Origin of the sequence: Akkermansia muciniphila, assembly GCF_002884975.1 — a bacterium.
In the GTDB taxonomy this organism is placed as follows: Bacteria; Verrucomicrobiota; Verrucomicrobiia; order Verrucomicrobiales; family Akkermansiaceae; genus Akkermansia; species Akkermansia muciniphila_C.
This window is the reverse complement of the sequence record NZ_PJKB01000002.1, coordinates 473,318-486,823: the sequence shown is the minus strand read 5'-3', so window position 1 is coordinate 486,823 and position 13,506 is coordinate 473,318. Positions and strand designations below refer to the sequence as shown.

The 13,506-nt window shown below is 61.5% G+C and carries 12 protein-coding genes; 8 read left to right on the top strand and 4 right to left on the bottom strand.

Features of this window, described 5'->3' with window-relative positions; translation table 11 throughout:
- Nucleotides 1-30 precede the first annotated feature (30 nt).
- Genes nrdD through CXU21_RS08175 form a run of 3 tightly spaced genes read left to right on the top strand, consistent with a single transcriptional unit; the run spans nucleotide 31 to nucleotide 2,593 of the window.
- Entirely contained in the window at nucleotides 31-225 is a 195-nt protein-coding gene (gene nrdD / locus CXU21_RS08185) for an anaerobic ribonucleoside-triphosphate reductase (protein ID WP_012419909.1), read from the top strand.
- 26 nt (nucleotides 226-251) lie between these two features.
- Nucleotides 252-968: an anaerobic ribonucleoside-triphosphate reductase activating protein gene (locus CXU21_RS08180; protein ID WP_102714839.1), complete on the top strand. Its 717-nt coding sequence runs from the start codon at nucleotides 252-254 to the stop codon at nucleotides 966-968.
- An 11-nt stretch (nucleotides 969-979) separates the two neighbouring features.
- Nucleotides 980-2,593, top strand: a complete 1,614-nt coding sequence (locus CXU21_RS08175) for an aspartate:alanine exchanger family transporter (RefSeq protein WP_102725685.1) — start codon at nucleotides 980-982, stop codon at nucleotides 2,591-2,593.
- A 30-nt stretch (nucleotides 2,594-2,623) separates the two neighbouring features.
- On the opposite strand, the gene CXU21_RS08170 is transcribed toward CXU21_RS08175, so the two are convergent.
- Together CXU21_RS08170 and CXU21_RS08165 are read right to left on the bottom strand one after the other, a co-directional pair.
- Nucleotides 2,624-4,759, bottom strand: a complete 2,136-nt coding sequence (locus CXU21_RS08170) for an alpha-galactosidase (protein WP_146017018.1) — start codon at nucleotides 4,757-4,759, stop codon at nucleotides 2,624-2,626.
- Between the two features lie 129 nt (nucleotides 4,760-4,888).
- Nucleotides 4,889-5,161, bottom strand: coding sequence for an HU family DNA-binding protein (locus CXU21_RS08165; protein WP_102714833.1), 273 nt, complete (start codon nucleotides 5,159-5,161; stop codon nucleotides 4,889-4,891).
- A 149-nt stretch (nucleotides 5,162-5,310) separates the two neighbouring features.
- Between CXU21_RS08165 and CXU21_RS08160 the strand changes: the two genes are divergently transcribed.
- Nucleotides 5,311-6,780 (top strand): hypothetical protein, encoded by a 1,470-nt coding sequence (locus CXU21_RS08160; RefSeq protein WP_146017017.1) that lies wholly within the window; start codon nucleotides 5,311-5,313, stop codon nucleotides 6,778-6,780.
- A gap of 19 nt (nucleotides 6,781-6,799) precedes the next feature.
- On the opposite strand, the gene CXU21_RS08155 is transcribed toward CXU21_RS08160, so the two are convergent.
- Nucleotides 6,800-7,312, bottom strand: a complete 513-nt coding sequence (locus CXU21_RS08155; protein ID WP_180972728.1) for a thioredoxin family protein — start codon at nucleotides 7,310-7,312, stop codon at nucleotides 6,800-6,802.
- A gap of 127 nt (nucleotides 7,313-7,439) precedes the next feature.
- Between CXU21_RS08155 and CXU21_RS08150 the strand changes: the two genes are divergently transcribed.
- The 4 genes from CXU21_RS08150 to miaB all read left to right on the top strand — a co-directional run bounded on the left by CXU21_RS08150 (nucleotide 7,440) and on the right by miaB (nucleotide 11,432).
- The gene (locus tag CXU21_RS08150) at nucleotides 7,440-8,369 is read left to right on the top strand and encodes a DUF3750 domain-containing protein (RefSeq protein WP_180972727.1); all 930 of its coding nucleotides are present in this window, start codon (nucleotides 7,440-7,442) and stop codon (nucleotides 8,367-8,369) included.
- A gap of 113 nt (nucleotides 8,370-8,482) precedes the next feature.
- Nucleotides 8,483-8,806, top strand: coding sequence for a hypothetical protein (locus tag CXU21_RS12385; protein WP_180972726.1), 324 nt, complete (start codon nucleotides 8,483-8,485; stop codon nucleotides 8,804-8,806).
- A 17-nt stretch (nucleotides 8,807-8,823) separates the two neighbouring features.
- Nucleotides 8,824-10,047, top strand: a complete 1,224-nt coding sequence (locus tag CXU21_RS08140) for a class I SAM-dependent RNA methyltransferase (protein WP_102725681.1) — start codon at nucleotides 8,824-8,826, stop codon at nucleotides 10,045-10,047.
- 8 nt (nucleotides 10,048-10,055) lie between these two features.
- The gene (miaB, locus tag CXU21_RS08135; RefSeq protein WP_102725680.1) at nucleotides 10,056-11,432 is read left to right on the top strand and encodes a tRNA (N6-isopentenyl adenosine(37)-C2)-methylthiotransferase MiaB; all 1,377 of its coding nucleotides are present in this window, start codon (nucleotides 10,056-10,058) and stop codon (nucleotides 11,430-11,432) included.
- On the opposite strand, the gene CXU21_RS08130 is transcribed toward miaB, so the two are convergent.
- Nucleotides 11,395-13,506, bottom strand: a complete 2,112-nt coding sequence (locus tag CXU21_RS08130; RefSeq protein WP_102725679.1) for a ComEC/Rec2 family competence protein — start codon at nucleotides 13,504-13,506, stop codon at nucleotides 11,395-11,397. The two genes, miaB and CXU21_RS08130, sit on opposite strands and share 38 nt — an antisense overlap.

Here is a 13,506-nt window from a genome sequence, read left to right as displayed (position 1 = left end):
TCGTTTCAAAACCCAGCCATCAATACGACAATGACCAAACAGGAAATATTAAGCAAATACGCACAGGACCGGACCCGCTGCACCGTTTATACGCGCGTCATGGGCTATCACCGCCCTGTGGAAACCTTCAACGCCGGCAAACAGGGCGAGTTCCATGACCGCGTCCACTTTGTGGAACCGGGCCGTCCCTGCTCCTGCTCCGCCCAAACGGAACAGCCGCGGTAATTTTCCCAATAACATATGCGAAGTCAATGGGAACGGGTCGGGGCATAGCGGACATCACGCCGCTCACCTTGCTGGATTTTCCAAATAAGGTGGCCTGCATCTTCTGGCTGAGAGGTTGTAACTTGTTTTGTCAGTACTGTTACAACGTCTCCCTGGTCAGAGGAACGGGCTCTCCTGCCGGAGACCGGACGGACTACCTTGATTTCCTTAGAGATCGGGTGGGATTTCTGGACGGGGTAGTCCTGTCCGGCGGCGAATGCACGCTGTGTCCCGACCTTATCCCCATCTGCCGCGAGATACGGCAGCTAGGCTTCGCGATTAAAATAGACACCAACGGCACCAGGCCCGCCGTGGTGAAAGCGCTGGTGGAGGAGGGGCTTTGCGACTACATCGCCCTGGACTACAAGGCTCCCCCGGAACAATACGGCGCCGTCACCGGCAGGCCGGACCTCTTCCCCTCCTTTTCCGAAACGCTGGACTACCTGATCGCCTCTGAAACCGCTTTTGAAGTCAGAACCACCGTCCATCCCGATTTATTGACGGAAGATCACGTCAACAACATCATACGCGACTTGACAAAGCGCGGGTATGGGGGCAACTACTTCGTGCAAAATTTCTACCTGACCAAACAAACACTCAACTCTCTCCCCGCGCCAAGCCGGTTGTTTGACCGGACCCGGCTGGAGGCCGCCTCCATCCCCGTCCGTTTCCGCAACTTTGAGTTCGCCCCGGGAGAAGACTGACCCAGCCGACCATGTTCGACATCCTGCTCAACCACAACACCCTGGTTCTCTTCGGAATCATCTTCTTCGGCATCGCCCTTGGCAGCATTAAAATATACGGCCTGAACCTCGGCCTCTCCGGCGTCCTCTTCGTCGCCCTCGCCGCCGGGCACTACCGCCTGGCCATCCCCAACGGCGTAGGGCAGCTGGGCCTGGCGCTTTTCGTTTACTGCGTGGGCTTGAGCGCGGGCAACCGCTTCTTCTCCGCCATTGCCAAGCAGGGCAGCAAGCTGGCGGTCATGTCCGTGGTGATTGTAGGCGTTTCCGCCCTCTTCACCTGCCTCTTCGGCATCTGGTTCAATGTTCCCGCGGGGATTTCCTCCGGCATCTTCGCTGGCGCGTGCACCAGCACTCCGGCCCTGGCGGCGGCCACGGAAAGCCTGCCGGGAGCCTCCGGCAGCGGCGTCAGCATCGGCTACGGCATCGCCTACCCGTTCGGCGTGGTGGGCGTGGTCCTCTTCGTCCAGCTTCTCCCGCGCCTGCTGCACTTTGACCTGAACAAGGAAGCCAAGGCCATGCACTCCAAGCAGGAGGCCAGCATCATTTCACGCCTGGTCCGCGTCACGCAGCCCAACCTGATCGGACAAAACATTGCGGACTGCAAGCTGCTGGACGGCCTGCACTGCATGGTCACCCGCGTGGTGCGCAACGACAGGCTGATGCCCCTGACGCCGGAAGACACGTTCCGGGAGGGAACGGAAGTCCTCATCGTGGGCAATAGCGATACGATGCCGCACGACGTCGCCTTTCTGGGGGAAGTGTGCGACAACCCCTACCCCATGGACTCCCAGAAGGAGCGCCGCAAGCTGATCCTGACCAACAAGAACTACGCCGGGCGCAAGCTCCGCGATCTGAAAACCCTGCGCACGGACGGCGTGATCATCTCCCGCATCTCCCGCCTGGGCTTCACCTTCGTCCCCACGGGGGACACCACGCTGGAACGCAATGACGTGCTGACCGTGGTGGGTTCCCCGGAAAACCTCACCAAATACGGGGACAAAATCGGCCACCGCAGCCAGGACATGAACCAGACGGACCTTCTTTCCCTCGGGTTCGGCCTCTCGCTCGGCATCATTCTGGGGCTGGTCAACTTCAGCCTGGGCAACGGCCTGGGCATCTCCCTAGGGATTGCCGGCGGTCCGCTGATTGTGGCCCTGCTGCTCGGCCACTTCGGCCGCCTGGGCCCCATCGTGGGCTACATCCCGCGCCCCACCCGCCTTCTTTTGCAGGACCTGGGCCTGGTCTTCTTCCTGGCTGACGCCGGCATCAAGGGCGGCGCGGACCTGGTCACCACCGTGGCGACGCATGGCGCGGCCGTTTTCATCATGGGCGTCATCGTCACCTGCTCCGGCATGTTCGCCGGGTACTTTGTGGGCATGAAGGTCTTCAAGATGAACATCCTGGAATGCCTGGGCGGCATCTGCGGAGGCATGACCTCCACCCCGGCCCTGGGCGCCATCGCCAGCAAGACGGACTCCCAGGCCCCCGTGGTCAGCTACGCCACCGCCTACCCCGTGGCCCTCATCCTGATGACCATCATCGCGAAAGTCATCATCCAGACCATCGGCGGCGTGGTGGGCGTTTAGCCCAAGGCGCAAACTTCACCAGCCGGATGTTTAAGCCTCCGTTTCCGTCACCTCCATGCAAACGGACTGGAAGATAGTTTTCCAGTTGATGCGGATTCCGGCGTCCATCAGGAAATCGCCGCCCAGCACCCGTTTATGGGCGTTGGTCAGGGGGCCGCTCTCATCCAGGTTGATTTCCCGGACCAGGTATCTGGCGGCAGGGTCCAGGCCTTTCAGGCGCAGGGGCGGCGGGGAATCCGCCAGCCATTTGTCCATCAGCCAGGCGAAGACGACGGCCCGTTTTTCATGGACGTACATCAGGGAGGCCACCCGGCTTTCATACGGGGAGGACAGGCGGTACAGGTCCCCGAACTGGACCACGGGGCGGATGCGCTTGTATTCCGCCAGCGCCCGTTTGGAAAATTCCACTTCCTCCTTCGTCATGTCGCAGGGCTGGAGCTCAAAGCCCAGACGGCCCGACATGGCAACATCAAAGCGGAATTTCAGCGGCGTAACGCGCTTCGTCTGATGGTTGGGGGAGGCCGTCACATGGGCGGCCATGGAGATGGCCGGGAATAAATGGCCTATGCCCCACTGCATGAACACGCGTTCACAGGCGTCCGTATTGTCGGACGTCCAGAATTCATGATGCCTCCGCATGGTTCCATAGTCCGCGCGGCCTCCGCCGGAGGAACAGGCCTGGAACGTCACGTCCGGGAACTGGGCCGCCAGCGCATCAAGAATGGCTTCATAGCCGCGCACATAGTCAATGGACAGGTTCCCCTGATGGGAAGCGTCCAGCCAGGGGGAGCCGGGGTCGGAGATTTTGCGGTTGCAGTCCCACTTGACGTAGGAAATGCCGGGATGCCGCCCCAGCAGCTCCCGCATGGCTTCAAGAATGTAGGCGCACACGTCCGGATTGCTCAAGTCCAACAGATACTGGCTGCGTTCCAGCCTGTTTTCCCGGTGCGGGAGGCCGATCACCCATTCCGGATGCTTCCGGTAGAGTTCCGACCGGGGATTCACCATTTCCGGCTCCACCCAGATGCCGAAGCGCATCCCCAGCTTTTCCGCCTGGTGGATCAGGCCTTCCAGCCCATGGGGCAATTTGTCCCGGTTCACCTGCCAGTCCCCCAGCCCGGCCCGGGCGTCATTGCGCGGGAATTTATTGCCAAACCAGCCGTCATCCAGCACAAAGAGCTCCATGCCCAGCTCCGCCGCACGCTTCATCATGCCGTGCAGCACTTTTTCCGTAAAGGAGAAGTACACTCCCTCCCATGAGTTCAGCAAGACAAGCCGTTCCGTGCCGCCTCCGCGCAGGCCGTAGCGGCGCGCCCAGCGGTGGATGCGCCGGGAGGCTTCCCCCTTCCCGCTTCCACTGTGCACCAGAATGAGGGGAGGCGTTTCAAACACTCCGCCTCCATCCAGCAGATAGGGAGCGGGGGCCACGTCCAGCCCCGCCCCGGCAAAGAGGTAGTGATACGGGCTGTGCCGGAACCATATCCGGTAGTTGCCGGGCCACGCCAGCGCCCCCAGAACCACTTCCCCCGCATCCTCTCGCGCCGGACCGTCCAGGGAGATGATGAAGCCGGGGCTTCCCTCCTGGGCGGCGCGGGTCCCGGTGCCGGAAACCAGGGAAAGTTCATGGCCCCGGGCCACTTCCTCCTCGCTCATCAGGGATTCCCCGCCCCATGTGCCGCGGAAGCTGGTGATGAAGTACCGTTCCGCACGCAGATTCAGTTGTGCGGACGCAGCGCGGTGCAGGCGTATGCCTTCCCTCCCCTCGTTCCGTATCACCGCCCATTGAAGGAAGGCGTCCGATTCCCGGTGGGAGCGCACGTGAATTTCCACCCGTACGGGGTAGGAAGGGTCTTTCCCGTAAAAGACGGCTTCTTCCCGGTCGTCATCCAGTTCCAGAACTTCCCACCCCTGGCATTCCAGGCGCAGGGAAAGAGTTCCGTCCGCCTGGGTTACGCAAACGGAGTATTCCTCCGACGCATTGGGAAGCCCTGTCACGGAATCCCCCAGGGTGGAGTACAGAAGGGGGGCCTCCGCGGCGTTTGCCAGGGCATCCCCCGGTTCACGCAGCCGCGGCCCGTAATAGGCGCGGCGCACGCGGCCCTGTTCATCCCTGAACAGGGTCATCTGGGAGGAACGGGTCAGCAAATGAACGGAGTCCGGCGTCATGGTCAGCAAAGGGGTCAAGGATCAGTCTTTTTTCCAGACAGGCGCACGGGGCGCCTGCCTTATCCATTAATCCCTGTGGCGGACAAGTAAGTCAATGGCAAAATGGAATGGAAACCGGCTCCCGCGCCCTTACTTTTCCCACAGGCGGGAGGAAGGCCGGAATTTCATGGTGCTTGATTCATGCACAAACAGCTTGCTGCCGTTTTCCGGATGGCGCACCACCCGCGCACGGCGATGCTTGACGGCGAACGACCCGAAGCCGCGGAATTTGACCAGCGACCGCCTCCGTACCGACTTCGCAATCGTGTCCAGCACGGCGTTCAGCGCGTGTTCCGCCTGCCGGGGAGTTACGCCTTCCCCCAGTTCCCGCTGCAATTCCCGAATGAATTCTGTTTTATTCATAAGGTGCCCAGAATGGGATGCCCCCTTCTTCCCGTAAAGTAGAGACGGAGAACGCTCATTCCTGCCACCGGGTTCCCCGTGCCCTTCATTCCGGTCCGCAAGTTTCACCCTTGCCTTCCCATCCCGGCCCCATTAAGGTTCAGGGAGAGATGCCTTGTCCAACTCCTGATGCCCCCTCTCTGGAAAGAGCCTTCAACGTGACTGCGCTGAAATGGCACAGCTGCGCGTGGCTTCTGCTGCCCGTGCTGATCTTCATGGCCGGATGGATGCACTGGTACATCGCTTTCCCCCTGGCTCTTCTGCTGGCCGCAGGCCTGATGATCCCCGGACGGAAGAAATCCCCGGAAAAGCCTCCCCTTCCCGCCTTTCCCCTGTTCACCCGCTCTTCCTTGCCGGCCCTGGCCGCGTTCATCGCCCTGATGGTGCTGTCCGGATGGGGGGAATGGGTCAACCAGCACCCGGACCATATTGTCAGAAATGCCTGCCTGAGTGAATTGGTCACCAGCCCCTGGCCTGTCGTTTTCCCGGACGGAGACGTTTTGATTTACAATACGGGATTCTGGCTTGTTCCGGCCCTGGCCGGCAAATTGGCCGGGCTGGACGCCGCCCGGGCGCTCCTGGTGCTGTGGGGGGCATGGGGGCTTTTCCTTTCGTGGCTGTGGCTCTGCGTCTTCTCGGGACGCCGTTCCCTCATGCTCGCCCTGCTGATGGTGATGTTCGGCTCCCTGTTGAATTTGCAGTGCGGACTGGGCCTGGATACGCTCAGGCTACATTACTTCGGGACAGCGGAGCAGATCATGTGCAGCGCAAACGCATCCATTCCCGTGATGCTTTTTTTCATTTTCCTGGCTTCCGGGCGCATGCCCGTGAACTGGCTTCCCCTTCTGTTCGCGGCCACGGCTTTTTATTCCCCCCTTGCCGCTATCGGGGGGCTGCCCCTGGCGGTCTGCCAGTGGCTCCGGCAGTGGAAGGACAACCGCTTTTCGCGACGCATCCTGCTCCATCCATCCTTTTCAGCGGCGGTTATCCTGGGGATGTGCTTCCTTCTTTATTATATGGCGGTAAACGCGCCTTCCTCCCAGATGGGAATCCGGGGCTTTTACACGCGCCCGGGGGATTTTCTGCTCGTGGGAACCTCCTTTCTTCTGTACGCCCTGTTCTGCTGGCGGGACTTCCGGCGCAACCCCCTCTTCATCTGCACGCTGGCCACCGGGCTGGCCCTGCCGTTCTTTTACATTAACGGAGACGCCAATGACCTGCTTTGCAAGGGATGCGTCCCGGTCATGTCCTGCATGCTCGCCTTTCTGGCGGCCACCTGGATATGGCATCCCGGCCACAGAATCTGGATAGGCCTTGTGCTGGCGCTCGGCCTGGCGCCTATTCTCAACATTCCCTATTATTGCTGTTCTTTCAGTTCCTTCCAGACGTACCTGGCGCCGCCCGACCCCGATAAAAAACCTCCCTCCCTGCTACTCCGGGAATGGCGGCAGCTCACCTATGCGCCGCAGGCGCGCCACCAGGATGAATGGGGTCAGACCATGCACCACCCCGGACACCGCTGGTACCCCTATTATTCCGGCACGCCGCGCCCCTGGCTGCGGTTTATCTACCGGTTTTAACGGAAAGGGGGCTGAACGCTCACACGCTCTTTTTTTCGTTCTCCCGGAATTTCTTCCAGCTATCTTCAATAACCGCGGGCAGGGATTTGCCCTCCTTGTCCATATCCCCCTGGCTTACCATTTTTTTGATCACTTTTCCGGAAACGGGGTCCAGGATGATGACGGCGGGAGGCCCGAATACCACGTAAGGAGCCTTGGAACCTATGCATCCCACTACTTTGCCCGCTTCCTCCGGAACGAACTGGAAGGTAAAGGAACCCGGCGTCCTTCCCGGCGCCTGCCTGGTATCCACCATCCAGAAGATGAATTTTTTGCCGGAGGCCCTTTTAAAAGCACGCTCCTTGATATGCTTGTCCGTAAATATGTTGCAATACACGCACCAGGAAGACCCCGTCAGGCAGATGACCAGGGGAACCTTTTTGGCGATGGCTTCATCACGCAGCTTGTCAAAAACGGGACTGCCCGATTCCTTGACGGCAGGAACGGGCATTTGCTGCGCCAGGGCAGAAGCGGGAGCCAGCATACCAGCCATGGCGGCACAAAGCACGGGAACGGCCAACTTGATCATATTCCCATGAAAATAAGCCTCTCTGCAAAGAAGTCAAACTTCAAGATTCCGCCATTGCCTTCATTTGCAGTTCAAGGTATATACATTCGCCATGCGCCATTCCAACCCCTATAACCGCAGGCACCCTTCACGGAATAAATGGCGCCTTATTTTCTGGCTGTCCATGGCGCTCCTGGTCCTGTGCGGCGCCCTGGTTTATTTCCACCCCGCGGAAGACTGGAAAACCGCGGACCGCAGCAGCAGCGGCCTGGCTCCACTGCCGGAAGAAGAGCCGGAAGCCGTTGTCCAGGTGTATTCTGCCCGCGCCTTTGGCTGGCGCAAGTATTTCGGCGTACACACCTGGATAGCCGTAAAGGAGAAAAACGCAGGCTCTTACACCGTTTACCAGGTGATGGGCTACCAGCTTCCTGCCAGGGGAACCAGCGTTTCCATCTCCAGGGATATTCCGGACCGCAAGTGGTTCGGCGCGGAACCGGACCTGATTCAGGAATTGCGCGGAAAAGCGGCGGAAAGAGCCATTCCCGCCATCAGCCGCACGGCGGAGGAATACCCGGAGGCGGATACGTACCGGCTCATTCCCGGCCCCAACAGCAATACCTTCACCGCCGCGCTGATGAGGGAAGTACCGGAACTGACGGTGGAGCTTCCGCCCCATGCCGTGGGAAAGGATTACCTGCCTGGCGGCATTGCCGGACGGACGGAGAGCGGCACGGGCATCCGCATCAATTTATGGGGCCTCGGAGGAGTCAGCCTGGGCCTGGCGGAAGGGGTTGAAGTCAGCCTGCTGGGCCTGGATGCGGGCTTTGACCTGCTGCGTCCCGCCCTCAAGCTTCCCATGATAGGCCGCGTAGGACTGCCGGACGCCCCGGTAGGCTGGGACTGGTGGAGCATCATGCTGCTGCTCCTGGCGGGCACGTTCATTTTCTTCCGCATGCTCCGCCACATGCGCCAAAAACGCAGGCAGGCTCACCGCATTCCCCACTTCCGCCATCCGCGGACAAAAACAAGCGAGCGCATTTGAGCCGCATGGTGCGGAAGCCTTTTTCCTTATCCCGTTCTCCCATGTACGGGAAGAAGGGGAATAAAGCGGAAATTCGATTGCCAAGCGGGAATGAAGCTGTAAGAATCCGCGCCATGAACAAGCTCCTGATCCGCTTCTGTCTGATTGCCGGGCTGGCTTGGACCGCTTCCTGCGCCTCCAACAAGGAAACGGCCCCTCAGGAACCCGCCCCCGCTCCGGCTGTCCAGCCGGAACCGGCCGCCGCGGCAGAGCGCCCGGCCCCCTGGGCTCCCGCACCGGTGAAATCCGCCATTCTTCCGGAGGAAGACGGGGAGGAGTCCGCACCGGGTCCCGCCGTTCTTCCGGGCGACTTCCGCCCCGGGTTGCGCGCCCCCCAGCTTCCAGACACCCTGCTGTACGACCTGGACGGCAAACTAAATACTCCCACCGCCCCGTAACACGTTCCCCCATCATCATGACCGCGACCATTCCCAAAGGCTTCCACCCCGAACCTTTTTCCTACCACCAGGAGCTTGAACTGGACATTGACGCCCTTTCCAATGCGGGCGACGGCATCGGCCGCGTGGACGGCTGGGTGGTTTTCGTCCCCTTCGCCCTGCCGGGAGACCGTGTGAAGGCCCGCGTGTGGCGCAATGACAAGAATTATTCCTCCGCAGACCTGGTGGAAGTGCTTCACCCCAGCCCGGACCGCGTGGAACCCGGCTGCCGCCTGTTCGGCACCTGCGGCGGCTGCCAGTACCAGCATTTTTCCTACGACCGCCAGCTTCTCTGGAAAACCCGGCAGGTGGCGGACCTGCTCCGCTTGCAGGCAGGGCTGGAACTGCCCGTCAATCCGGCCATTGCCTCCCCCCGCCAATACAACTACCGTTCCAAGATTACGCCCCATTTTGACAAGCCCAGGGAAGGAGGCAAGCCGGCCATCGGCTTCCTGAAGGCAGGCTCCAGAAGAGAAGTGGTGGACGTGCCGCAGTGCCCGATTGCCATGGAGTGCATCAACGAGGTGCTGCCCCTGGCCCGCAAAAGCGTTTACCAGGCCGCGGCGCGGTTCAAGCGCGGCGCCACCATCCTGCTCCGCGCCTCGGAAGGGGGCGTCATCACCAATAACAACGCCGTAGCCTGCGAGCACGTGGGCGATCTGGAATTCCATTTCCTGGCGGGAGATTTTTTCCAGAACAATCCCTTCATTCTTCCGCTGTTTACGGACTACGTGGCCCAACAGGCGAGCATGGACGGGGAGGAGTTCCTGGTGGACGCCTATTGCGGTTCCGGCCTGTTCGCCCTGAGCCTGGCGAATAAGTTCAAGAAGGTGCTGGGCGTGGAGGTCAGCGAGACTTCCGCGGACTGGGCGCGCAGCAATGCCCGCAGCAACGGGATTGAACATGCGGAGTTCCTGGCGGCGGACGCCGGAGCCATTTTCGCCCAGGTGGATTTCCCCGCGGAAAAGACCGCCGTGGTAATCGACCCGCCCCGCAAAGGATGCAGTATGGAGTTCCTGACCCAGTTGTTCGCCTTCAGCCCCGGAAAAGTGGTGTACGTTTCCTGCAATCCCGCTACGCAGATTAGGGACCTGGCGGAGTTTGACAAAGCCGGGTATTCTGTCACCGCCGTCCAGCCCTTTGACCTGTTTCCCCAGACCAAGCATCTGGAATGCGTGGTCACCCTGAAAAAGAACATCTGATTTTCTCCATGCCCACGCTTTACATTAAAACCTACGGCTGCCAGATGAACGAGCGGGACTCCGAGCAGGTAGCCCGCATGTTCGTGCAGAAGGGTTATACCCTGACGGACCGCGAGGATGAAGCGGACGTGATCCTGTTCAATTCCTGTTCCATCCGGGAACAGGCGGAACAGAAGGCGCTGGGTAAAATGGGCCTGCTGGCCAAGCAGCAGCGGCACCGCCCGCACGTGGTGTACGGCATGATGGGCTGCATGGCCCAGAGCAGGAAGGATGAATTATTCAAGGAACTGCCGCGCCTGGACCTGGTGATAGGCACACAGAAGTACCACCGCGTGTTTGAGCATGTGGACGGCATTCTGCGCGCGCGCCAGGAACGCCGCATGGATGAGCTGCAAAGTGCTTTTTCTGGCACCCACGTGTGCGACGTGGCGGAAGAGGAGGATTCCCAGAACCGGATCAGGGACCACCTGAATCCCGGCGCGCGCTCCACGGCTTACGTCTCCATCATGCAGGGGTGTGAAATGAAGTGCGCCTACTGCATCGTCCCCTACACCCGGGGCACGGAACGCAGCCGCCCCATACGGGACGTGGTGGACGAGGTGAAGATGCTGGTGGACGCCGGCGTGAAGGAAGTCACCCTGCTGGGCCAGATCGTCAACCGGTACGGCAGGCAGATGGAAACGGCGGACGGCAAGGGCGGCTTCGTCCAATTGCTGGAAGCCGTGCATGAGGTGGAAGGCCTCCGGCGCATCCGCTTCGTTTCCCCCCATCCCATCGGCTTCCGGCAGGACCTGGTGCAGGCCTTCACCTACCTTCCCAAGCTGTGCAGCCACATCCATTTCCCGATGCAGAGCGGCAGTGACCGCATCCTGAAAATGATGCGCCGCCCATACAGGAATGAAACCTTCCTGGACCTCTGCGCCCGGATGAAGCAGGCGCGGCCGGATTTATCCATCACCACGGACATCATCGTGGGCTTTCCCGGAGAAACGGAGGAAGACTACCTGCTGACCCGGCAGGCCGTGGAACAGGTCCAGTTTGACAACGCCTTCATTTTCCGCTACTCCCCGCGCCGCGGCACGCCAGCCGCCGCCATGGAGGGCCAGATTCCGGAGGAAGTTAAGGAAGCGCGCAACCAGGACCTGCTGGCCGTGGTCAATGAAATAGCCATCCGGAAAAACCGGGAACTGGTCGGCACCGTTCAGGAGGTCCTTCTGGAAGGGCCGTCCAAAACGAATGAAGCGCGCCTCTCCGGACGCACCTCTCAGAACAAGCCCGTGATGGTGGATGCCGCCCCGGACCTGGCGGGAGAGCTTCTGCCCATCCGGATTGAGGAAAGCACGGGCTTTACCCTGTACGGCGTTCCGTGCCCTTCCAGGGCGTAACGCGCACGCCATCCTCCGCCAGCCGCAGATACAGGGTTCCGGTTTCCCGCAAACGGTACACATCCACACCTTCCGGTACCGGACACGTGTATTCCGTAGTAAATACAACCGTCCGGGCTCCCGTGGCCTTTATCCACGCGGCGCTGCAGACGGGGTCGCGCGGGTGGCGCCCTATCACCAGCACATCCGCACGCGGCACTTCTTCCGCACGGCCCAGAGAGGAAAATCCGGCATTCCCGATGATCAGGACACACCGCCCCCGGCACGTCCATGCCAGCACCCTGCACCGGTCCTGATGAATTCCGGTAGCCAAAGGCTCCGGCAAATCCGCCACGGCTAGTTCATTTCCCTGCCGGAACCTCCACTTCCGGGGGGAATCTCCGACCCCGGCTTCTCCCCAGTTCCGGACGCCGGGGTATTCCTTCAGCAGGGTTTCCATTCCCGCGCGCTCCGCTTTGCCCTTTCTGGTCGCCACCACCCCGGCAGGCTGGATGCCGCGCGCCTTCAGCACGGGAATCAGGGCGTAGCACGCCATGCCTTCCGTTCCCGAATCCACCACCAGCGCCGGATTGGAAACCGCCATGGACCAGGCATCTTTCTGCAAAGGAACGATAACGGCCTCATTCTCCGCGGCGTGCGGCTGGGAGGGAAGATAACTGCACGGCAGGGAGGCTACGCCTCCGGTTACCGCCAGCATGACTGAAGCCAGGGAAGCCGCCGCCGCATTGCAAACGGACAGGGCCCACGGGCACCAGGCGAGCATCAGCCCGGCCAGGGACACGCCCATCAGCGGAAAGACCAGCACGCTCAAGCAGATGTTGGTCAGGGGCGCGTACAGGTTCCAGGTGCCGAAGTGCCAGGCCGTCAGCGGGATGGAGACCAGCCACGCCCCCACGGAGACGAGCAGCGCGCCGCGGCACGCTTTTTCCAGATGCACCAGGCCTTTTTCCCGCGCACTGTAAATCCGGGAAGGAATAAACGGGTCGGGAGCCCACAGGGGCCTTTCCCGCCTGCTCCATGCCGCTAGGCAGACAATTACGGCAAAAACGCAGAAGGAGAGCTGAAACCCCGGCTGGAAAACCTGGAGCGGGTCCAGCAGGCAAAGGAGGATGAAAGCCAGGGCCAGGATATTGGCCGGATGCCCCTTCCGCCGCAGAACAGGCGCGACCAGCCAGACGGCCGCCATGATGAAGGCCCGCAGTGCGGAAACGGACATTCCTGTGATAAAGACATACAGCGCCAGCAACGGCAGGCAGGCCAGCCGCGCCACGGCGGGGCGTACGCATAACAGCCGGAGCATTCCCAGAATCAGCAGAGCCGCCACGCCCACATGCATGCCGCTGACGGCGAACACGTGCATGCAGCCGCTCATCAGGAACTTCGCCATCGTTTCCGGGCTGGCGTCCGTCTTGTCCCCCAGCACGGCGGAGACCATCACCTGCCGCGCTTCATCACCGGGCGGAGCTCCCTCCCTCAGCAGCTCCCCCGCCTCTTCGCGAAACCCCAGGGAAACCGCCTGGACACGGCTGCGCCAGTCGCCTTCCCCCAAATTGAAGGATTGGTCCAGCCGCACTCCGGCGGCAATGCCGCGCAGGTATCCCCACCGCTCCCGGTCAAAAATGCCGGGGCCGCACGGGGCCTGGAGCAGGTATGTCTCTCCCTCTACCCGGTAACGCCGCCCTACAACCAGGGGACAAGCTCCGTCCCGGGCGGAGACGGTATAAAACCACCGGGAACCGTCAGGACGAAACAGCGCGGACCTGCCGGATGCGGAATAAACGGCCCCCGCCGCCGTAAAACGCTGGCCCGCCTCCACGGGGATGGCCCGGTATTCCCGGTCATAAGCCAGCAAAGACGCCCCGGCCCATACGGCGAGCGCAAGAGCCAGCAGGCTCATGCCCGGAGCACGGAACAGGCAAGGCAACGCCACCAGGCACAGGCAGGGAACCCAGAGCCATGGAGAAACGTCCACCGCCGCGCATGCGCTAAGCATGGCGAGAGCGGGAGCCAGCAGGGGAGCCGCGGCCATGGTCCGTTCCAGCCACGGCCGCCGCAGATGGCGCTCCTGTTCCAT